This is a genomic window from Bacillus mycoides, assembly GCF_000832605.1.
GTDB classification, from domain to species: domain Bacteria; phylum Bacillota; class Bacilli; order Bacillales; family Bacillaceae_G; genus Bacillus_A; species Bacillus_A mycoides.
On the sequence record NZ_CP009692.1, the window covers coordinates 5,130,057 to 5,151,561 of the forward strand.

General features: G+C 34.7%; 16 protein-coding genes and 1 pseudogene. 5 read left to right on the plus strand and 12 right to left on the minus strand.

Features of this window, described 5'->3' with window-relative positions; genetic code table 11:
* Positions 1-77 precede the first annotated feature (77 nt).
* Positions 78-1,376 carry a hemolysin family protein gene (locus BG05_RS28125; RefSeq protein WP_002125161.1) on the minus strand — a complete coding sequence of 433 codons (1,299 nt, stop codon included), beginning with the start codon at positions 1,374-1,376 and terminating at the stop codon, positions 78-80.
* A 107-nt stretch (positions 1,377-1,483) separates the two neighbouring features.
* A complete protein-coding gene (gene gloA2 / locus BG05_RS28130; protein WP_001017670.1) occupies positions 1,484-1,870 on the minus strand; it encodes an SMU1112c/YaeR family gloxylase I-like metalloprotein in 387 nt (128 codons plus the stop codon).
* 91 nt (positions 1,871-1,961) lie between these two features.
* On the opposite strand from gloA2, the gene BG05_RS28135 reads away from it, so the two are divergent.
* The 3 genes from BG05_RS28135 (at position 1,962) to BG05_RS28145 (ending at position 5,840) form a co-directional block, all read left to right on the plus strand.
* Positions 1,962-3,140, plus strand: a complete 1,179-nt coding sequence (locus tag BG05_RS28135; RefSeq protein ID WP_003187355.1) for a NupC/NupG family nucleoside CNT transporter — start codon at positions 1,962-1,964, stop codon at positions 3,138-3,140.
* A 186-nt stretch (positions 3,141-3,326) separates the two neighbouring features.
* Positions 3,327-4,343, plus strand: coding sequence for an LCP family glycopolymer transferase (locus BG05_RS28140; protein ID WP_002029713.1), 1,017 nt, complete (start codon positions 3,327-3,329; stop codon positions 4,341-4,343).
* A 234-nt stretch (positions 4,344-4,577) separates the two neighbouring features.
* Positions 4,578-5,840, plus strand: a complete 1,263-nt coding sequence (locus BG05_RS28145) for a VanW family protein (RefSeq protein ID WP_002010475.1) — start codon at positions 4,578-4,580, stop codon at positions 5,838-5,840.
* Between the two features lie 54 nt (positions 5,841-5,894).
* On the opposite strand, the gene BG05_RS28150 is transcribed toward BG05_RS28145, so the two are convergent.
* Positions 5,895-6,167 carry a hypothetical protein gene (locus tag BG05_RS28150; protein WP_033733778.1) on the minus strand — a complete coding sequence of 91 codons (273 nt, stop codon included), beginning with the start codon at positions 6,165-6,167 and terminating at the stop codon, positions 5,895-5,897.
* A 14-nt stretch (positions 6,168-6,181) separates the two neighbouring features.
* A complete protein-coding gene (locus BG05_RS28155) occupies positions 6,182-6,700 on the minus strand; it encodes an RNase A-like domain-containing lipoprotein (protein ID WP_003187360.1) in 519 nt (172 codons plus the stop codon).
* A 399-nt stretch (positions 6,701-7,099) separates the two neighbouring features.
* Between BG05_RS28155 and BG05_RS28160 the strand changes: the two genes are divergently transcribed.
* Positions 7,100-7,648: a TVP38/TMEM64 family protein gene (locus BG05_RS28160; protein ID WP_002125156.1), complete on the plus strand. Its 549-nt coding sequence runs from the start codon at positions 7,100-7,102 to the stop codon at positions 7,646-7,648.
* 63 nt (positions 7,649-7,711) lie between these two features.
* On the opposite strand, the gene BG05_RS28165 is transcribed toward BG05_RS28160, so the two are convergent.
* Positions 7,712-9,412, minus strand: a complete 1,701-nt coding sequence (locus BG05_RS28165; protein ID WP_002186923.1) for a M4 family metallopeptidase — start codon at positions 9,410-9,412, stop codon at positions 7,712-7,714.
* 447 nt (positions 9,413-9,859) lie between these two features.
* A pseudogene (locus BG05_RS28170) lies at positions 9,860-10,939 on the minus strand (tetratricopeptide repeat protein); the annotation flags it as partial.
* A 199-nt stretch (positions 10,940-11,138) separates the two neighbouring features.
* Here BG05_RS28170 and BG05_RS28175 point away from each other — a divergent pair.
* Positions 11,139-12,602, plus strand: coding sequence for a nicotinate phosphoribosyltransferase (locus BG05_RS28175; RefSeq protein WP_002169184.1), 1,464 nt, complete (start codon positions 11,139-11,141; stop codon positions 12,600-12,602).
* A gap of 224 nt (positions 12,603-12,826) precedes the next feature.
* Here BG05_RS28175 and BG05_RS28180 read toward each other — a convergent pair whose 3' ends face one another.
* The 6 genes from BG05_RS28180 to BG05_RS28205 form a co-directional block, all read right to left on the minus strand.
* On the minus strand, positions 12,827-15,181 hold the full coding sequence (locus BG05_RS28180) for a heavy metal translocating P-type ATPase (RefSeq protein ID WP_002140336.1): 2,355 nt from the start codon (positions 15,179-15,181) through the stop codon (positions 12,827-12,829).
* A 20-nt stretch (positions 15,182-15,201) separates the two neighbouring features.
* On the minus strand, positions 15,202-15,579 hold the full coding sequence (locus BG05_RS28185; RefSeq protein ID WP_002010461.1) for an ArsR/SmtB family transcription factor: 378 nt from the start codon (positions 15,577-15,579) through the stop codon (positions 15,202-15,204).
* 209 nt (positions 15,580-15,788) lie between these two features.
* The gene (locus BG05_RS28190; protein WP_002134328.1) at positions 15,789-16,340 is read right to left on the minus strand and encodes a class I SAM-dependent methyltransferase; all 552 of its coding nucleotides are present in this window, start codon (positions 16,338-16,340) and stop codon (positions 15,789-15,791) included.
* 126 nt (positions 16,341-16,466) lie between these two features.
* Positions 16,467-17,882 (minus strand): amino acid permease, encoded by a 1,416-nt coding sequence (locus BG05_RS28195; RefSeq protein WP_002063741.1) that lies wholly within the window; start codon positions 17,880-17,882, stop codon positions 16,467-16,469.
* Positions 17,883-17,985: 103 nt separating this feature from the next.
* A complete protein-coding gene (gene ald, locus BG05_RS28200) occupies positions 17,986-19,119 on the minus strand; it encodes an alanine dehydrogenase (RefSeq protein WP_002010453.1) in 1,134 nt (377 codons plus the stop codon).
* A 370-nt stretch (positions 19,120-19,489) separates the two neighbouring features.
* The gene (locus tag BG05_RS28205; RefSeq protein ID WP_002169187.1) at positions 19,490-21,361 is read right to left on the minus strand and encodes a glycerophosphoryl diester phosphodiesterase membrane domain-containing protein; all 1,872 of its coding nucleotides are present in this window, start codon (positions 21,359-21,361) and stop codon (positions 19,490-19,492) included.
* Between the last annotated feature and the right edge of the window lie 144 nt (positions 21,362-21,505).

Consider the following 21,505-nt stretch of genomic DNA (forward strand, 5'->3'; position numbering starts at 1 on the left):
AGCACCTTTTTTGAAAGCGCAAACATTTATTTTTCTATATATACTTTTTATTAAAGTTTATATAATAGAAAATCCATTCATTCTTCTACTTTCTTTATTTCAACTCGCTTAATTTGATGCATATCCTTTTCAAGAACTTTAAAAGAAAAGCCGTGTTTCTCAATAATATCCCCCTCAGCAACGATCTGTTTTTGTACCATAATCCAACCACCAATTGTATCAACATCATCAGCGACCAAATGTATGCCAAATAAATCATTTACTTCGCTAATAAGCACTTTCCCCTCTACAATTTTACACACTTCACTTATATGTTCTATAGGTGGATGCTCATCTTCATCGTATTCATCTCGGATTTCTCCAACAATTTCTTCTAAAATATCTTCTAGTGTAACGATCCCCGCTGTACCACCATATTCATCATATAATACAGCTAATGGAATTCGTTTTCTTTGCATTTGTAATAGCAAATCATGAATAGGGATATTTTCTAACACTTCAATAACTGGCCTTGTATATGGCGTAATCGAGCACCCCTCTTCTCGATTACCATCCATATAACGAATAAATAAATCCTTTACATTAACCATCCCAATAATTTCATCTTTATCTTCACCAAATACGGGATATCTCGTGTACTTTTCTTGTGCGATTATTTTAATATGTGTTTCAAATGGTTCGTCCTCATATAAACCTACAACTTCCGTACGAGGTACCATAATTTCCTTTGCGACTCTATTATCGAATTCAAAAATATTATTTACATATTTAAATTCCCTTTGATTAATCTCTCCACTCTCATAACTCTCAGATAAGATTAATCGTAATTCTTCCTCCGAATGAGCTACTTCATGTTCAGAAGCCGGATGTAATCCGAATAACCCTGTTACAAGCCTTGCAGAACCATTTAAAGCCCAAATAAACGGATACATTACTCGGTAAAAGTAAATAATTGGCTTCGATAATAATAAGCTAACTTGCTCTGCCCTTTGTATAGCGAGCGTCTTCGGAGCAAGTTCACCAATGACAACATGTAAAAACGTAATAACTGCAAAGGCAATAATAAATGAAACTGTACTTGCAATTGCAGGAGATAGGTGTAGTTTTAAAAACAACGGCTCGAGTATATGTTTTATAGTGGGCTCTCCTAACCACCCAAGCCCTAAAGCAGTAATTGTAATACCTAACTGACATGCTGATAAATACTCATCTAAATTCGAAGTTACTTTTTTAGCTGCCAATGCTCCTCGTCGTTTTTCACTAACGAGTTGATCAATACGACTGCTACGCACCTTAATAATTGCAAACTCAACAGCCACAAAAAATGCTGTTAACGCAATAAGGATGGCTACCATCAGTAATTTTAAAATATCCACATATGTCCTTTAGCTTTCTTAGCTAAAGTTACACCTCCTTTAAAAAAGAAGTTTCACTTTAGTTTCTTCATTTATTTGAAAGCAACCCTATATAAAATTCACCAATTTCAAGCCTCATACAATTCTAAAGGCAAGCCATCAGGATCTTGGAAAAAGACAAATTTTTTATCCGTAATTTCATCCATACGTATTGCTTCAGTCTCCACACCGCATTGTTTTAAATGGTTTACAGCTTCTTCTATATTTGTAACAGCAAATGCTAAATGTCTAAGTCCAGCTGCTTCTGGAAAACTTGGGCGCTCAGGTGGACTAGGAAATGAAAATAATTCAATTTGATACTCTTCCCCTACACATAAATCTAACTTATAAGAATCTCGTTCTTTTCTATATACTTCATTTATCGCTTTAAAACCTAATATCCGAGTATAAAAATCCTTTGACAGTTCATAATTCGAACAAATAATTGCAACGTGGTGCACTCTACATATATTCATGCTCTCTCTATTCCTTTCTTTACCAAAGATGCATATTCTCCCTTGAAATGAAAAACATATATAGCAGAATATCTCTTTTAGGGGGCTTACTATGAAATTTATTACTTTTTTCGCGGGACTTATCGTTGTTTTCTTCCTTGCTTATATTGCTAGCAACAATAAGAAACATATTAAATTTAAACCAATTTTTATCATGCTTATTATACAATTAATTTTAACCTATTTATTATTAAATACAGAAATTGGTCTCATACTTATTACGGTAATTTCTAGCCTGTTTACGAGGCTACTTGAGTATGCTGCCAGTGGTATAAACTTTGTATTTGGCGGTCTTGCAAATAAAGGGGAAATGCCATTTTTCCTTAACGTATTATTACCGATTGTCTTTATCTCCGTCTTAATTGGTATATTACAACATTTCAAAATACTACCATTCTTTATTCGTTGGATTGGTTTCTTTCTTAGTAAAATAAACGGTCTTGGGAAATTAGAATCTTACAACGCCATCGCTTCCGCTATTGTCGGCCAATCAGAAGTTTTTATTACGGTTAAAAAACAATTAGCCCAAATTCCAAAACATCGACTATATACACTTTGCGCCTCTGCTATGTCAACAGTATCTATGTCCATTGTCGGTGCCTATATGACAATGATTGAACCAAAATATGTAGTAACCGCACTCGTTCTCAATTTATTTAGTGGTTTTATTATCGTACTCATTATTAACCCTTACGACGTTAACGATGATGAAGACATTTTGGTAATAAAAGGGGAAAGACAAAGTTTCTTTGAAATGCTTGGAGAATACATTCTTGATGGTTTTCGTGTAGCAATTGTCGTCGGTGCTATGCTCATTGGATTCGTCGCATTAATGAGTTGCATTAATGACCTATTCCTCATTATATTCGGCATTACTTTCCAACAATTAATAGGCTATGTATTCGCCCCTATTGCATTTCTTATCGGCGTACCAAGTTCTGAAATTGTCACAGCGGGTAGCATTATGGCAACAAAGCTTGTAACAAATGAATTTGTAGCAATGATGGATCTTAGTAAAATTTCCAGCACTCTCTCTATCCGTACAGTTGGTATTATTTCTGTCTTCCTCGTTTCTTTTGCCAACTTTTCTTCCATTGGAATTATTTCCGGTGCGGTAAAAGGGTTAAACGAAGAACAAGGAAATGTTGTTGCCCGCTTCGGCCTAAAATTACTATACGGCGCTACTCTTGTTAGTATTTTATCTGCGATTATTGTAAGTATTATGCTTTAATTAGGTAAAATTTTATCATTTTCTTATCCCTGTCTTTTGTATACAATAACGAATAGATGTCTTATAAATAATCAATACATCTATTTTTTATACATGTACAATACCTTTTATTTAGCGTAAAATATTTTTTATGTGTTTTAATACGCTTCTAAATGTATACACTTTGATTGTTTTAAAGGAGAAAAAATGATGAAATCCGACATTAACAACGAAACTCGAGCCAAAAAAGGACGCTCAAAGAAAAAGCGCCTACTTTGGTTCATTCTTATTCCCTTACTTATTGTAGCAATGGGAGCAGGAGGCTATTCCTTCCATATATACAGTAAAGCAAAATCCGTCTTAAGCAACGCTTATTCTGAACTCGGCCGAGGAGATAAATCCAGCAAACGTGAAAAAGCTGTTAAACCTATGACTGATAATATTTCTGTCCTGATCATGGGTGTTGATGAAAGTGATATCAGGGAAAAAGGTTACGGAAAAGCGACTCGTACAGATGCATTACTACTTGCAACAATTAATAAAAATGATAAATCTGTTAAACTAGTCAGCATTCCACGTGATTCACGCGTCTTCATTAAATCACGTGATAAATATGATAAAATTACACATGCACATGTATTTGGTGGTGTAGACAGCACAATTGATACAGTAGAAAAATTTTTAGATGTACCAGTTGATTACTATGTAAAATTTAATTTCAAATCCTTTATCAAGATTGTTGATTCTCTAGGTGGTATAACTGTCGACGTTCCAGTTGAGTTCACAGAACAAAATAGTAGCGACGAAGCAGATGCAATTCACCTAAAAAAAGGGCGTCAACATTTAAATGGAGAAGAAGCACTTGCACTAGCTAGAACGCGTCATATTGATAGTGATTATATGCGTGGTCAACGACAACAACTTGTTTTAGAGGCTATTGCTGAAAAAGCCCTATCTCTCAATTCCATTAATAAAATCGGAAGCCTATTAGATGCTGTCGATACAGACTTAAAAACAAATTTAACTTTTGATGATATGATGACTATTGCAAAAAATTCAATGGATTCAAATTTAAAAATGGATAAATTGCAAGTGGAAGGTACTGATAAATATATAGGTGGTATTTATTATTACGTTCCAAACGAAAAGAGTGTTAATGATATATCGACAACACTTCAAGAACATCTCGGTGTTACGAATAAAAATGAGCATAAAAAATTATAATAAAAAGGCTGCTAGATTTTTCTAAGCAGCCTTTTTATTATAATTTTCAACATATTTCTCATGCATATTGTGACAAAAAGAGACAATTATTACAGCAGTGTAACATTTTTTATGAAAACATTACACACGTAGTGAAAATAATAGTATACTAGGACGTACATAATGTTATTTTCATCATTTTTATACAAAAAATGTAATACATATATTTATAAAAATTTTTCTGGGGGGAAATAAATGAAGCTAAGCAAAATACTGATTGGTTCCGCTATTGCTGGTGGCATATTACTTTGTGTTGGTGGTATTGGTGGATATCAATATGTATCCAAATTAAATAATCAACTAAATACAACTGCACTACCAAACACTACATTTGAAGGTATTTCTCTTGATGGAAAAAATAAAGCAGATATTCAAGCCCTTGTTAATCAAAAGATGAATGAATTAAATCAAAAATCTCTTAACTACGTATTCCAAAATGATAAGCAAAATTACACGTGGAAAGATTTAGGAGTAGATTATAAAGAGAAGGATATTGTCGACAATATCTTTAAAGAACAAGAAGGGAACGTAATGAATCGTTACAACATGCGTAAGCAAGCTGAAAACGGTGAAGTAAAACGTGACTATAAATTAACACCACAATTAAATACAACAACTTATGAAACCTTTATAAAGGATAAATATAATGAAACATTAAAAAATCCTGTCAACGCCGAATTAAGTGTTGAAGGCTCTACAGTAAATATTAGCCAAAGTCAAAATGGAGAAAAAATTGATAAAGGAAAATTAACCGATTTAACAAGCGCAGCTATTACTTCTGGCACACCCGATGTTGTATTACCAGTTACACTAATAAAACCTGAACGTTCTACAGAAGATATACAACAAATGGGGATTAAAGAAGTGATTGCTGAATATTCTACCCCAATGGCTGGCCGTAATGGAAATCAATCCTATAACGTAAATAAGTCAGCTAATACGTTAAGTGGAGTTATTGTAGCACCTGATGAAACGTTTAGTTTTAATGGCCGTGTTGGCGTAACTGATGCTGCACATGGTTATAAATCCGCAGCAGTATATTCACAAGGTAAAGTTATACAAAGTGCAGGCGGAGGCGTTTGCCAAGTAAGTAGTACTTTATACAGCGCAGCTTTAAGGGCAGATTTAGGAATTGTTTCTCGAAGCAATCATTCTATGCCCGTAAATTATTTACCACTTGGGCAGGATGCAGCAGTGGCAGATTATGGTCCGGATTTAAAATTTAAAAACAATACAGGTAAGCATATTTACATTCAAGCATTTTCAAATGGCGGTAGTATTACTACACGTATTTTCGGTACAAATACTGGTAAAAATGTTGAAGTTTCTTCTCAAGTAATTAGTAATACTGGTGATAAAATAACAGCGGTTACGTATAAAAAAGTAACACAAAACGGTGAAGTACTCTCAAATGGACAAATTTCAAAAAGCGTATATAAAAGTGCCCCAAAACAATGAGATAATATCAAACGGACAAATTTCAAAAAGCGTATACAAAAAGGCGTGATCTACTCACGCCTTTTTCTTTTGCAATAATAGTAAAAAAATTTCCAGATGATCTTTCGTTTCTTCTAAAGACCACACACGATTGCCTTGCTTCGCAGCTAATACGCACGCTTCTTCCCACGCGTTCTTTTTCTTCATATTTACTAATTCATCGCGTAATTTCAAAACAATCTCTTCGTCCTCTTGCTCTATAAACTCTTCCATTACGCTTACTATTTCACCCTCATGAATACTTAACGTACAGTACGATTTAAGAAAGTATTGTAATGTTGGATACATATATACTCCCCCCTTTATTTATCTGATGGATAAGAAGTAATAATCTTAAATCCTAGATTTCCTGATTTATCTCTCGCTAAAACAGTAACAGTCTTTACTAGTTTGTCTTTTACATTCATATTTTTCTTTATTACTGTTTTTCCAACTGGGAATGAATGAGTTGTATTCAATACAAGACGAGCCTCTTTAGAGTTTTTCAACCAATCCTGAATTTCTTTATCATGTTGTTTTAAACTATCTTTCACAGCCTTTGTCGCTGTTTCCTTATCATAGTATGTACTTGCCGCTGAAACTTTATCTGTCTTCAAACGATTCTTCAAATCCTCTTCTGATTTGCCTACATGCCTTTCAATCGTATGACCATTTTTAGGTGGCCCTTCCATTTCATCTAAAATATTATCACTAATTTTTTCTACTGATGTAGAATGATCCTCTTTTGGTTTTTCTGTTTTTTGTTCTTTTCCTGCACATCCACTTAAAATCAGCATTAGTGCCAATAAACCACTCAAGAAAAGACTACTTAATCGTTTCATCGTATCACCTCTTCCATGATTATTATCGTAACTCCACTAAAAGTCAATTTCACAAAGAAAAAATGTATACAGTTTTAAAATCCTCATTCATTTTGCTATATTTTCCACCCCCCTTTCATCAAATCACTGTTTTTCGCCCTTTTTAAAATATACCCCCATGTTTTTATAATTATTTCCCAGACTAAAACACCAATCAAAACACTCTATAAACCCTTTAAATACAGGATTTATGGAGTGTTTTTTAAACAAACTAAATATACCCCTACTTTCATATACCTAATACCTATATAAGGTATACAAATCCCTTTCTATCAACTGTTTTCTACATTATGTAAATTTGCACTTGCCTATACAATGTAAATATGGTGTAATGCAAAAAAAGATAAAGGATTTTAAAGAATGGCTGAAACAATTCAAAACTTCTTAACAGACTATTATTCAATCGCAATTCCACTTAGTATCTTAATCAACATCATCATCAGTCTTTTAGGTTTTATCCCTAGTATTTTTTTGACCGCCATTAATATACAGCTCTTCGGTGTAACAAATGGCACAATCATTTCGATCGCAGGTGAGGCATTAGGGGCTATTATCTCGTTTTATATTTATCGTATAGGCCTTCAAAAGTTCACTCACGATAAAGTAAATACGTATCCAAAGGTAGAACGCCTTCTTTACGTAGAAGGCAGAGAGGCATTTCTACTCGTCCTATCTTTTCGTTTTATTCCTTTCATTCCGTCCAGTATCGTTACTTTATTTGCAGCTCTAGGCAAAATGTCATTACTCTCTTTCAGTATTGCCAGCACAATAGGGAAAATACCGGCTTTATTGATTGAAGTATATTCTGCATATCATGTCATTAACGGAACAAATGAAGCGAAATGGATTATTACAATCGCAGGTTGTGTTGGATTATTTTATTTGTGGAAAAAATGGAGAAAAAAATAAAGAAGGAGCATAGGCTCCTTCTTTATTTTTGAGGTATTTTATTAATAACTATCCCTTAAAGCCTTAGTTTACACCAACAGCACTAAATGATTGCTTAACTGCTGCTACTTCTGCAGAGCTAGCACCATATAAATCAGCTGCAGCTTGTACTGCACCAGCACGTGCTTGACTAAATGTAGTAGATTGCGTGAAATACTGTGTATTTGCACGGTAGTAAATCGCACCTAATTTATCTTTACCGATACCAGTTACAGTTACACCAGAATGCGTACCACCATTTGCTAATAAATAAGCTTGTTTGTTAATAATACCACTGTTTGTATGAACGCCACCGTTATCACTTGAACCAGTGTAACGCTTAGAATAATGGTCTGGGTCACCATATTTCGCTGGATCACTCATAGAACGAAGTGCATCTCCCGCCTGACCAGGTGTATAAATATCTTCACCAATCTCCCAATCTGGGTTACGGTTATCATAGAATTCTACTAAAGTACCAAAAATATCAGAAATTGCTTCATTTAACGCTCCTGATTCATTTTGATAAATTAAATCCGAGCTATTTTCCGTAACAGCATGTGTTAATTCATGGCCAATTACATCAATGCCACCAGATAATGAAGTGAATGTTACACCATCACCATCTCCGTATACCATTTGTGAGCCGTTCCAGAATGCATTATTATACTTACTTCCGTAATGAACTGTTGATTTTAATGGTGCTCCTGCATCATTAATAGAGTTTCTGTTAAATGTAGCTTTATAGTAATCATATGTTTTACCTGCATAGTAATGAGCATCTACTGCCGCTGCATCATACGCTGCATTGAAAACATTATCTGCATCTGCCCATAATGTTCCTGGTAATGTTGAGCGGTTTTTCGCATCATATGTGAAAATTGTTGCTCCGCGCGTATTATCTTGTAAATAGTAAGATGATCCAGATAACGTTGTATTAAGCGATTTCGTATCTCCTAATACACCTTTACCAGTTCCCACTTTATTCGTTCCTGTTACAGGCTTTACAACCGCTTTCGCTTCCTGTTTAGGAGCATCTTGCTTAACTGGTGACTTATCATCATTCGTTACATGATCAAGTTTATTATATTTATTTAACACTTTACCGCTTTCCGCTTCAATGAAATAGTAATAGTTTCCTGGATTGGGCTCTAAGAAGTTTAAATTCACAACGTATGCATATGTCGTTTCTTCACCATTTTGATATACATATAAATCCGCTTTTGGATCCACTTCGTATTTAGGTGTTACTCCTAAATCTTGTTGCGCGATTTCAATTGCTTTTGCGCCTTCAATCTTATTTTTATTTTTCAACTTTTCCTTCTTGTCTAAATCAGGCGCAACTGTTCCAGACAATACCTTTAAAGAACCATCTTTACTTACGTGAGCTACTTGAGTAGATCCCCATACAGGTACTCCCTCGTAAACTTGTTGCATACGTACTACTGTTGAATCAGTTACAGCGTCTTTTTTCACTTGTTTCACTTTAAAAGAATCTTGCGCACTCTTTTCCCCTAACTTATAATCACCTTTTGCCGCGTTTAAGTAATCAAATACAACAGATTCCGCTTTCTTACCAGTCGCTCCAGTTAGATCACCAGAAATAAACTCAGGTGACTGTACCGTCTCATTGTACTTCTTAGTAGAGAGCACATTTTTAGAATCCGCAAATGCAGAGCCTGTCCCTCCGAACGTAGTAACTGCCATTCCTGTCGCTAACACTAACGCTAAACTCTTTCTTTTCATATAACCTTCCCCCTAATAAAAAATTTTTGAAAAGAGTAGTTTCATATTAGCATTATGTTTTCACTATTAATATACTAAAAATTCAATTAATTTCTTTCTCAAGTGTTGTAGAATTTTGAGGAACAAATATTGAAAAACCCCTTTCCGTTTGGAAAGGGGTTTTTCAATATCTTCTTAACCATAAATATCTGGATTAGAATAATTTATATCTCTTTTTTCCGAAAAATTAAAACCATAAATATCTGGATTAGAATATTGTATACTTCCTTCTTGTAAAGACTTCAATCCATATATATCTGGATTGGAATAATTTACCGATCCTTCTTTCAGGGATTTTACTCCATATATATCCGGATTCGAATAGTTAACTCCTACAGACAAAATTGCCACTAAACCAATTCCTACCACACCATATATACGCTTTTTCAATTCAATTCCTCCTTTTCCTCCAAAATATTTATACTTAAATATACAGAACGAATAAATCATCTTATTATATTTTTCATCACTACGTGAGCAATCAATTCCTTTTTCTATCCATTCCTGTGCTTCTTCATAACGTTTAAGATGAATGCATTGTTTAGCCAATCCATAAATTGTTTCAATATAATTCATATTGACAGTCTTCTGCAATTCGAAACTTTGAAGAAAATAGTTTTTAGATTTATCATGTTCATTTTTATAATGGTATAATTCTCCCATATTATTTAAAGTCATAGCTTTAATCATGTCTTTTTCCGCAAAAGAATCTACTTCTCTTAATATACTCTCATAAATCTTTAAAGCTTCTTCATATTGCGCTTTTTCTACATAACTTAAAGCAATAATTGTTTGGCAATTTATTACATAACGGAATTTATATTCATTACGGAATCCTTCCATAGCAATATGGGCAAAATGCATAGCTAAATGTGGTATATTTAGATGACTATACGCTAGGCTCAAGTTATAATATATCCCCGTTTCATAATACCCTTGCTCCTTAGCCATTTCTTCTGTCTCAATTAAATACTTCAAACTTTCTTTATGCTTATATTGCAAACTAAGTAATAAAGCTTTACTATACGTATACAACATCTTCTGAAAAGGTGAGTACTTCTTGTACACTTTTTTCAATCTATCCAACTCTTCTTCAACAGCAGGAAAATCCCTTTTCATAATTAAATAACGTGTATACAGCAGTTTATAATAATTTATAATTTCAAAATCCAACACATGCTTCATTTCACCTTGCAACTCTTCGTATATGCGCTCTACTTGTTGCTTGTCCAAATGAACTAATGCATTCAACCACTCGTCCAACTTCACTTTCACATCTTCTTCTACATCTCTCAAATCCGTCACAGCAATTTCTAGTCTTGTGCAGAGCAATTGTAGAATTTCTTCAGATGCTTCAATCTTTCCATTTTCGATCTTACTTAAGTATGAGACAGAACAAATGCCCTGACATAATTCTTCTTGTGTCATTTTTTGCTGTAGCCGTTTATAAAAAACTTGCTTGCCTATTTTTTCTAATGTTTGTTGCATTGTCCTCCTCCATTCTCATTACCCCCACTACTCTAATAATACATAAAATCTAGAGAAATATAAATTGATAAATGTAAATTTTCTAAAAAATATGCATTATTTCATTTTTTTCTCTCTTGACTTCAATCCCCTCTTACTTCTTTGCTACGAAAGGGGAAAAATTGGTATACTATAATCAAATTACGGAGGTGTTTTCGCAATGAATCATTATAAAGACGATAGTTACGCCTTACATACAGATTTATATCAAATCAACATGGCTTATACATATTGGAAAGATGGTATTCATACTCGCCGTTCTGTTTTTGATCTATACTTTCGAAAGCTTCCATTCGAAAACGGCTATGCTGTTTTTGCTGGTCTTGAAAAAATTGTAGAGTACATAGAAAATTTCAGCTTTACCGAAAGTGACATCGCTTATTTAGCAGAGCTGCAATTTGAAGAAGACTTCCTTCATTATTTACAAAACATGAAATTTACTGGCACGATTCGTAGTATGCAAGAAGGCGAAGTTGTTTTTAATAACGAACCATTATTACGTGTTGATGCACCGCTTGGCGAGGCACAAATAATTGAAACCGCCCTCTTAAATATTGTAAATTACCAAACATTAATTGCTACAAAAGCTGCACGTATGAAGCACGCTGCAAATAATGATGAGCTTTTAGAGTTCGGTACAAGACGAGCTCATGAGTTTGATGCTGCCCTTTGGGGAACACGAGCTGCCTTTATTGGTGGTTTTTCATCTACAAGTAACGTTCGCGCAGGGAAACGATTTGGCATCCCTGTAGCTGGCACACATGCCCATTCTTTCGTTCAAGCATATCGCGATGAATATGTTGCATTTAAAAAATATGCTGAAACACATAAAAAATGTGTATTTCTTGTCGATACATACGACACATTAAAATCTGGTGTTCCAAATGCGATTCGTGTTGCAAAAGAGTTCGGGGATCGTATCGATTTTTATGGCATTCGCCTTGATAGTGGTGATATGGCATATTTATCAAAGGAGGCCAGAAAACAACTTGATGCAGCTGGGTTTACAAACACAAAAATTATCGCTTCTAGCGATTTAGATGAATATACGATTATGCACTTGAAATCTCAAGGGGCAAAAATTGATGTATGGGGTGTTGGTACAAAGCTGATTACATCCTTTGAGCAGCCAGCATTAGGGGCTGTTTATAAACTAGTCGCTATTGAAGATACTGACGGAAAATTAAATGATACGATTAAGATTTCATCTAATCCTGAAAAAATTACAACCCCAGGACTTAAACGAGTTTATCGTATTATTAACCGTGTTAACGATCATGCAGAGGGCGATTATATTGCTTTAGAGTCAGAAGAACCCGGAAAAGAAGAGCGTTTAAAAATGTTTCATCCAGTTCATACATATATAAGTAAATTCGTAACAAGCTTTGAAGCACGCGAACTACATCAAGATATTTTCATTAACGGTAAAAGAGCGTATGAATTACCTAATATATTAGATATTCAAAAGTATAATGAACGCAGCCTCTCACTATTTTGGGAAGAGTATATGCGAACTTTAAACCCAGAAGAGTACCCTGTCGATTTAAGCCAAGAATGTTGGGATCATAAAATGAATTATATTCAAACTGTTCGAGAACAGGTTGAAAAAAACATACAAAAATAAAGTGAAGTTTTAATCAGTGGGGTTTTGTCCCTCCCCCACTTCTCCATTTTTCAATACTATATGGATATTTGTAAAAAATATATTAAAATAATAAGAAGAATATTATATTTTTGTAAATTTATATATCAAATTATCCAAAAACAAAATAATATTTGATATTATTTTCTTGAGTCAATTTCAACAAAATAACCAATAAAAAAGAGGACGCAATTGCGTCCTCTTTTTTATAAATCTTTTACTCGTAGTACACGCATTGCATTTAATACTGCAAGTAACGTCACACCAACATCTGAGAAGACTGCTTCCCACATTGTTGCAATACCAAAGGCGCCGAGTAATAACACTAACCCTTTTACCCCTAATGCAAATATAATATTTTGCCATACGATGCTACGTGTACGTTTTGCAATTTTTACTGCTGTCACAATTTTTGAAGGCTCATCAGTCATAATAACGATGTCAGCAGCTTCAATTGCTGCATCTGACCCTAAGCCGCCCATCGCAATACCAACGTCTGCCCTTGCTAGTACTGGCGTATCATTAATACCATCACCGACGAATGCAATCTTTTCTTTACCGCGTTTTGCTGCATCAATTTTTTCGATTTCTTCTACTTTTTGGTGTGGTAATAATTCGGCATGAACTTCATCTAAACCTAATTCTTTACCAACAGCTTCCCCGACTGATTTTGCATCACCAGTTAACATGACTGTCTTCTTAATACCTAGTTCTTTTAACTTTTGAATTGCTTGTTTTGAATCCTCTTTTACCTCATCAGAGATAACAATATACCCTGCATATTTACCATCTACAGCAACATGAACTAGTGTACCTACTGTATTCGGTTGCTTAAATGTAATGTTTTCTTTGCTCATTAATTTAGCATTACCTGCGAAAATTTCTTTTCCTTGTACTTTTACAACCGTACCATGACCAGAAATTTCACTATAGTCTTCAATAGCATTTTCATCGATTGATTTTCCATATGCATTTCGAATAGATTGTGCAATCGGATGATTTGAATATACTTCTGCAAATGCTGCATATTCTAATAGCTCTTCAGCTGTGATACCTTCACTAGGCTCCATCTTCGTAACTTTAAAGACACCTTTTGTTAATGTTCCTGTTTTATCAAAAACGATATATTTCACATCATTCAATGCTTCTAAATAGTTACTTCCTTTTACTAAAATACCACTTTTAGATGCCCCACCAATACCGCCAAAGAATCCAAGAGGAATCGATACAACGAGCGCACATGGACAAGAGATTACTAAGAACACTAAAGCTCTATAAATCCAATCGGAGAATGTAGCACCCTCTAAAATAAGTGGTGGAATAAATGCCATTATTGCTGCTGTTATAACTACAACAGGAGTATAATAACGTGCAAACTTTGTAATAAAGTTTTCTGTTGGCGCTTTTTTGCTACTTGCATTTTGTACTAAGTCTAAAATTTTCGATACAGTGGATTCACCAAACTCTTTTGTAACTTCGACAATTAATACACCATTTTGGTTTACAAAACCACTTAATACGTCATTACCAACTTCTACTTCCCTCGGTACAGACTCACCTGTTAACGCTGAAGTATCCATCATTGATGTTCCCTCAACTACTTTCCCGTCTAACGGTACTTTTTCACCTGGTTTTACGATAATATACTCACCAATTTGCACATCTTCTGGTGATACTTGTTTCGTTTCGTTTCCAACTTTCACATTCGCATAGTCAGGACGAATATCCATTAATGACGTAATTGATTTTCGAGAACGATTTACTGCAATACTTTGGAACAGTTCCCCTACTTGGTAAAATAGCATAACTGCTACCGCTTCTGGATATTGTTGAATCGCGAAAGCTCCTAAAGTTGCAATTGCCATTAAAAAGTTTTCATCGAACACTTGGCCGCGAGTTATGTTTCTTACCGCTCTCCAAACGATATCTCCACCTATTAATAAATAAGCAAGGACGAATAATGGAATTGTTATCATTTGCGGTAATCCGGCTAACGCAGCAATTCCTGTCAAAATTCCACCGACTACTAATCGTCCTATCATCTTTTTCACATTTCCATCACCATGATCATGGTCGTGTCCTTTTTCCTCTTCACGAACAACTTTTACATCAGGCTCTAACTTTTGAACAACATTTTTTATATTTTGTACAGTCGATTCAAGTTCTCGTTTATTTGCAACTTCTACTCGTAATTTCTTTGATACGAAATCAACAGTCGCTTCTGAAATTGTTGGCATTTCCTTTACCTTATTTTCAATCTTCATTGCACAATTTGCACAGTCTAAGCCTTCTAATACAAATACTTCTTTTACTGATTTTGTTTTTTGCTCTTCTTGCACTTTAATATGTGGCTCTAATTTTGTAACAAGTTGCTTCGCTTCCGTAACAACTTGATTTTCTTTATTTTGCGGTGTTTCTAAAAGCATCGTTTTTGTTGCAAAGTTTACGGAACAAGATGTTACCCCTTCTATATTCCCAACACCTTTTTCAATTTTCATTGCACAATTTGCACAATCTAAACCTTCTAGCATAAGTTTCTTTTTCACTAATGCTTCTGCCATCGTTCTCCCTCCTCGCTTTTTTATTCTTCCTCGTTTACGTGTTCAAACGCTTGCTCGAAGATATGAATTACGTGTTGATCAGCTAATGAGTAATAAACTACCTTTCCTTCTTTACGGTTCTTTACAAGCTTCGCTTGCTTTAATACACGAAGCTGATGTGAGATTGAAGATTGCGTCATTCCTAATAAATAAGCTAAATCACAAACACACATTTCAGCTTCAAATAATGCATGTAATATTCTCGTACGTGTACGGTCACCTAATACTTTAAATAATTCTGCTACTTTACTTAAACTTTCATCAGTCGGAATTGTTTGTTTTACTTGATCCACGATTTCCTCGTGAATTACCGTCTGAGAACATGCTTCCTGTTGCGTTTCTACTTTATTTTCAGCCATCACAGCTCACCTCTTTATTTGAACATATGAACAACTATTCATATGTCTTATACCTTTATTATATGAGCGTCCATTCATATGTGTCAATGAATTCTCATACATTTTTTAAAACATTTCGTTCATATTTCAAAATAAACATATAAATATTCTCCGCATCTATCATGCCCTTCATACAAAAAGGATGCACGAAAACTACCGTGCATCCCTTCTTATTTATTAACTTTTACTGCATCCACAATTAACGAAGCAAATCCTAATTTACCATCTTGATTTCTATGATCAAAACGTTTCGATCGATAAATAAATCCACCGTTCTCTTCCCAATCACTATAATGAAACTGGCCATTCTCATCACAGTATTCTAAAAGCTTTACTTGAAAACCTGCTGCTTCAAACATAGATATAATCGTTTTGTAGTTATGTACAATTTTATGACTTGCAGCTGGATGATCTAACGGGCCAGGTCCTCCCACTTGCACACCACGCTGATACTCTTCATTTTGGAAAAATGCATCCGGCACTGCACAGCGAATATATCCACTATCTTCTAAAAACTCATAACAAACTTTAGCTGCTTCTATACCTTCTTCATACGATAAATGCTCCCATACGTGCTCAGCCAAAATTACTGATAAAGAATTAGGCTGAAATTTATTAAGCCACGTTTCTCTTTTTAATAAATGTAATTCTTTTTCATTCGTATGTAACCACCCTGGGTTATTATTATATCCCTCTGCTCCAACGACAACTTTCGTCTCCATCTTTCCACCCCTTCTTATATTCCGACATAAAAATTCGACAACATAACATTGGTCTCCTTTATTTCCCCAAAAGAAAAAGCCTTGCGCGCTCCCTAGACGCACAAGGCTTACTAACTTTATATCCCTTTAATTAGCTTTTTCTAAACTATCTTGCGAACTTCCATCGTCTTTTAAATGACTATGTTTTTTCGAATAAACAAAGTATACAACCACTCCGATTGCTAACCAAACACCGAAGTATATCCATGTTTTTAACGGTAGATTTACCATTAAGAATAGACAGCTTGCAACTGAAATAATCGGTAAGATTGGTACAAGTGGTACCATAAATCCACGTTGTAATTTCGGATGCGTTTTACGAAGAATGATGACAGTTACACCAACCATCGCAAATGTTAATAACGCTCCAATATTCGCTAAATTCGACAATTCTTTTAAATCGATAAATCCGGCAATTAAAGCACTACCAATTCCTGTTAACCAAACTGAAAATGTTGGTGCTTCTGTCTTCTTGTTAATTTTCGCAAAAGATTTTGGCAATAAACCGTCACGGCTCATAGCGAAGAATACACGTGTCGTAGCGTAGATGTATGCGAAAATTACAGCCATAATACCAATTACAGCTCCAATAGCGATTACACCAGCCACTTTATCTTGTCCTACAACTTCTAATACATAGGCCATCGCTTCAGGTACATCTAATTCCTTATAAGAAACCATACCTGTCATAACGAGACAAACTACAACATAAATGATTGTACAAATGACTAATGAAGCAATAATACCAATCGGCAAATCACGTTGTGGATTTTTCACTTCTTCAGCAGAAGTTGCTAATGCATCAAATCCTAAGAAAGCGAAGAATACTGCTGCTCCTCCGGCAAAGACTCCACTTAAGCCATACGGTGCAAATGGTATCCAGTTTTCTGGTTTCACGTAGAATACACCAACTGCAATGAATAAAACAACAATACCAATTTTAATTAATACCATTATGTTATTCACACGCTTACTTTCTTTTGTACCTCGCGATAATAACCAAGTTATCACCAACGTAACGATAACTGCGGGTAAGTTCACCATACCACCTTGCGATGGAATCGTTAACAACGCTTTTGGAATTTCAAGTCCCAATCCACTCACTAAATTATTGAAATAACCTGTCCATCCGCCAGCTACTGCGGCAGTCGTTACGACATATACGGATAGCAATGTCCATCCCATTAAATGGGCAACAAACTCACCAATTGTTGCATATGAATATGTGTACACACTACCTGAAACAGGAAGTGCAGATGCAACCTCTGCATAACATAAAGCTGCAAATCCACAAACAATTGCTGCAATCATAAATGAAAAAATAACTGCTGGACCAGCATCTCTTGCTGCTACTAATCCAGTTAATACTAGAACTCCTGTACCAATTATCGCACCAATCCCTAGCATTGTTAGGTCAAATGCCCCTAGCGTTTTCGTCAAAGTTTTACTTTTACTTTCCCCTAACAATTGCGTAACGGATTTCTTTTTAAATAGGTTGGCCACGATGAATGCCCCCTTTTACCAAGAAGAGCTAAGAGGTATTATCTCTTAGCTCTTATCATGTTGTTTTATATATTGTTCGATTTTGTTTTGTATAATGCTTCTATTAGCAAGATACTGTTTCTGCTTCTAATAATTCTTTAGCACCCTTGTACTCTACACCGTGAGCTTCTGCAACTGCTTCGAATGTTACATAGCCTTCTAATGTATTAATACCTTTTAATAATGCAGTGTTGCCTAGGCAAGCTTCTTTGTAGCCTTTGTTAGCAATTTGTACTGCATATGGTACTGTTACGTTTGTTAATGCAAGAGTTGATGTACGTGGAACCGCACCTGGCATGTTTGCAACTGCATAATGAACAACGCCGTGTTTTTCATAAGTTGGGTTATCATGAGTTGTAATACGGTCAGTTGTTTCGAAAATACCACCTTGGTCAATCGCGATATCTACAACAACAGAACCTTGTTCCATTGATTTAATCATTTCTTCTGTTACAAGTTTTGGAGCCTTTGCACCTGGGATTAATACTGCACCGATTACAAGATCAGATTCTTTTACAGCTTCTGCAATATTGTAAGGATTAGACATTAAAGTTTTTACTTGGTTTCCGAAAATGTCATCTAATTGACGAAGACGTTCTGCACTTAAGTCGATGATTGTTACATCCGCACCTAGTCCAACTGCAATTTTAGCAGCATTTGTACCAGCTTGTCCACCACCGATAATTGTTACTTTACCACGTTTAACTCCTGGAACACCTGCAAGTAAGATACCTTTACCGCCTTTGTTTTTCTCAAGGAATTGCGCACCGATTTGTGCAGCCATACGACCAGCTACTTCACTCATAGGTGCAAGTAATGGTAAAGAACGGTTTTCTAATTGTACTGTTTCATATGCGATAGCAACAACTTTCTTTTCAATTAACGCTTTTGTTAATTCTGGTTCTGGAGCTAAGTGTAAGTATGTGAATAAGATTAAACCTTCGCTGAAGTGTTTGTATTCGCTTTCAACTGGTTCCTTAACTTTCATAACCATTTCCATGTTCCAAGCTTCTTCAGCCGTATCAACAATTTTCGCTCCCGCTTCAACATACTGAGCATCTGTGAAACCAGATCCTACACCTGCGTCCTTTTGAATGAATACTTCGTGATTGTTACGAACTAAATGTACAACACCTGCTGGTGTCATTGCCACACGGTTTTCGTTGTTTTTAATTTCTGCTGGTACCCCAATACGCATAATGAAATGCCCCCTTATAATTAACAGAAAAAAGGAATTCTTTTTTCTTTTTGTAATAATTAATAACTTATGTCCTTATTCTAGCATAACTTAAAAATTATGAAAACGCTAACATACCATTTTTTAAAAGTTTATATATTTAGAATAGTGTAAATATACGAAACATTGATTCCATTGGGTTATTTGTACCATCTCATTATCTATCACTCTATTTACATTATATCCATTCAAAACGCATAGTAATTATTTATTATTTGACAATAATGTAACAATGCAAAAAAACTAAGTAGTTACGTATACATATACACTTATTACTTTGTACAATACTTTAGAAATATATTCTTTCCATAAAAAAAACAGCTACTAGCATTTAGCCAGCAGCTGGATAGATCATAAATAACTTTGAAAATAGATCTTCTGTCGTCTCGGTAATTTTATCAAACATATCACTTTCACGATCTTCTTGCTCTTTTAACATCTTAATTGTTTCACGTGCGTCTTCAGGATAATCGGTAATGATACCATCCACGTTTAACTTATAATATGCCTTTAAACTTTCCATATCATTTACTGTCCATACGTAAATTGGCTTGTTTAGCTTCCTTGCTTCTTTTACTAATTTCTTATTTAACATGTATTCTTCTGCTACATAAAAATCAGCCTTCACATTCTTTAAGTTAGCTCTACTCGCATACAGTATGTATCCTACTTTTATATTTGGATTTGCACGTTTAAACTCTTTAATAAGCGGATAGTGTAACGTTTGAATGACACATTGCTTCTCAAATTCATTATCTTTAATCGCTTTTAATACTTTGTTTACGAAATCTTTTTCGCCACCATGGAGCTTCACTTCAATATTAAGTTTGATTTTTCCTTTTGCCAGCTTAATGATCTCATCAAGTGTACTTATTTGTCCTGAAAACCCATCTTGACTAAGGGTAAGCTGTCTTAACTCCTCCATCGTTAAATCTGACACGTGAACATTAGCATTCGCAAGACGTTTTAGCTTCAAATCATGTATAACTGCTAGTTCACCGTCTTTTGTTTGCAGTACATCAATTTCAGCGTAGTCTGCTTTGGCATCAATAGCCCCCTGCAGAGCTTCTTTCGTATTCTCTACACCTTTTGAAATATAACCACGATGAGCCATAATAATTGGTTCTTTATATGAATTTGAAATAAACGTTACAATGAAGGCAACGACCATTCCGGCAGTAATAATTCCTACAATATATACACCAATAAATTTCCAACGATGTTTTTGGAAGAAACATTTATCTGCTTTTGTTTTCGAATAATCTAATCCTTCTTCTAATAAAACATCTTCAACCGGAACCTTTTGTAAATACAATCGTGTTATTGCCATAATATAAAATGGCGTCACGATAAAACTAAATAAATACAATGTACTCGTTAAAAATACAGACATTGTTGATTCTGCTAATAATGCAAATGTTCCCTGTGGATTTGTAAATTCATACATGCCCCATAGACACAATAAATACATTCCAAAAAATACCCCGTACACAATCCCTATTGAAATAAAAAATCCTACTAAAAAGAATAGTACTTTAAAAAAACTTTCTTTTACTAACGTTGCACTTTTACGTGCTGCTGTGCGAAACGGCTTTTGCTCTAAAACAACAATAGGTAGAACAAAAATCCAGCGAAGGTTCAAATACGCAACTACAGCAAAGAACGTGTAATAACCAACTTGTCCCATCGTTGTCTTAAACAGTTCTCCTGTAATAAAGTTAGGAATTTGAATTTGCGGAATTAATGCCGTTTCATATCCAAGATTTAAAAGAGGTAACAATACGACAGCATATAAAATAAATCCTGGTAAGCAATATGTGAAAAGAGTAGGTAAATACGTTACGGTTTTATATAAAATCGGACGTAATTTCACCTTTTGTCTTTTATGAGCGAAGTACGAAATGATAATAAGCACCGCAAATTCCGTAAAGATAAGAAACAGTGCTAACAATGATAAAATTACGATTGCCAAAATGCCGTATGGTGTCTTTAAAAACGCTAATAATTCATCATTCGTCGCATTTGCATAACCACCAAAATACAATAACTTATTAAAAATGATCCCAAATAGCGGGACAAATACAATCGCTGCTAATAATTTATAAGCAAGTTGAAAGGTTAATACATTCCAAAAAGCAAATCTAACTGTTTGAAAGGAATGTCCCATTACCCCTGGTATAGATAGTCTTTTACGGTGTTGCATATATTCCTCCACATTCTAAAACGATATTTGAGATGGATTCCATATTTCCATTTCCAACCCATCTTTTTAATAATAATATATTCCACTTAACATGAACACTCTTATACATACAATGAAAAAGTGATGGCTACTTGCCATCACTTT

Bases quoted from the DNA above. Each gene is read 5' to 3' on its own strand.
- gloA2 (WP_001017670.1), bottom strand. From the start codon at position 1,870: ATGAATATATGTAGAGTGCACCACGTTGCAATTATTTGTTCGAATTAT.
- BG05_RS28135 (WP_003187355.1), top strand. From the start codon at position 1,962: ATGAAATTTATTACTTTTTTCGCGGGACTTATCGTTGTTTTCTTCCTT.
- BG05_RS28140 (WP_002029713.1), top strand. From the start codon at position 3,327: ATGATGAAATCCGACATTAACAACGAAACTCGAGCCAAAAAAGGACGC.
- BG05_RS28145 (WP_002010475.1), top strand. From the start codon at position 4,578: ATGAAGCTAAGCAAAATACTGATTGGTTCCGCTATTGCTGGTGGCATA.
- BG05_RS28150 (WP_033733778.1), bottom strand. From the start codon at position 6,167: ATGTATCCAACATTACAATACTTTCTTAAATCGTACTGTACGTTAAGT.
- BG05_RS28155 (WP_003187360.1), bottom strand. From the start codon at position 6,700: ATGAAACGATTAAGTAGTCTTTTCTTGAGTGGTTTATTGGCACTAATG.
- BG05_RS28160 (WP_002125156.1), top strand. From the start codon at position 7,100: ATGGCTGAAACAATTCAAAACTTCTTAACAGACTATTATTCAATCGCA.
- BG05_RS28165 (WP_002186923.1), bottom strand. From the start codon at position 9,412: ATGAAAAGAAAGAGTTTAGCGTTAGTGTTAGCGACAGGAATGGCAGTT.
- BG05_RS28175 (WP_002169184.1), top strand. From the start codon at position 11,139: ATGAATCATTATAAAGACGATAGTTACGCCTTACATACAGATTTATAT.
- BG05_RS28180 (WP_002140336.1), bottom strand. From the start codon at position 15,181: ATGGCAGAAGCATTAGTGAAAAAGAAACTTATGCTAGAAGGTTTAGAT.
- BG05_RS28185 (WP_002010461.1), bottom strand. From the start codon at position 15,579: ATGGCTGAAAATAAAGTAGAAACGCAACAGGAAGCATGTTCTCAGACG.
- BG05_RS28190 (WP_002134328.1), bottom strand. From the start codon at position 16,340: ATGGAGACGAAAGTTGTCGTTGGAGCAGAGGGATATAATAATAACCCA.
- ald (WP_002010453.1), bottom strand. From the start codon at position 19,119: ATGCGTATTGGGGTACCAGCAGAAATTAAAAACAACGAAAACCGTGTG.
- BG05_RS28205 (WP_002169187.1), bottom strand. From the start codon at position 21,361: ATGCAACACCGTAAAAGACTATCTATACCAGGGGTAATGGGACATTCC.